Annotated in this window: 1 protein-coding gene; it reads right to left on the bottom strand. The window is 67.1% G+C overall.

Annotation, left to right across the window (positions count from 1 at the left end):
• Positions 1 to 584, bottom strand: a 584-nt coding sequence (locus CKO33_RS13185; protein WP_200182686.1) for an Rpn family recombination-promoting nuclease/putative transposase, incomplete at both ends; no start/stop codon positions are given.

Here is a 584-nt window from a genome sequence, read left to right as displayed (position 1 = left end):
TGGGGTTTGGCCAGGGCCATACCCTGCTTGAATTCGTCTTCGGTCATTGTGTGTACCCGCACGATGTAGCGCAAGATCTGCAGCGTCAGCGGGTGGTCGTCGGGCAGGTCCCGCAGCAATTGGGCCAGGGCCTCGGGCTTGAGCCCTTCCACATAGGCCCAGGCCAGGGCGGCCAGTCCCGCGCGCAACAAGGGATGCGTGGACAGGGCCGCGTAGTCCGGCCGCGCCGCCGTCAGGTCTTTGACCTCGTAGCGGCCGTCCCGTTGCAATGCCAGAAGCTCCCCATCGGCATCGATGCAGTCCATCAGGGTCGTGGGCACGTTCCAGGTGCGGGCGCCGTGGTAGACCACCAGGGTGATGATCGGCGGGAGATGGCGCAGGCGCTCGGGTTGGCCCTGGGCGTGACGGGTCCAGATGCGGTGCCGGTAGCCCATCAGCTGCAGAGGCAGGCCCGGGTCCACCCAGGATTTGTGTTCGATCAGGGTGTACACAAAGGCCGTGCGGCCATCCCGGAGCCGGACCTGGAACAGGCGGTCGCTGTGGGTGTCCCGCAGGGCCTCGTCCACGAAGGAGCCCTCCACCGG

The sequence above is a fragment of the Ectothiorhodospira mobilis genome, from assembly GCF_016584115.1.
In the GTDB taxonomy this organism is placed as follows: Bacteria; Pseudomonadota; Gammaproteobacteria; order Ectothiorhodospirales; family Ectothiorhodospiraceae; genus Ectothiorhodospira; species Ectothiorhodospira mobilis.
Note: the sequence above shows the minus strand (reverse complement) of the source record. Positions and strands in the feature narration are given on the sequence as shown.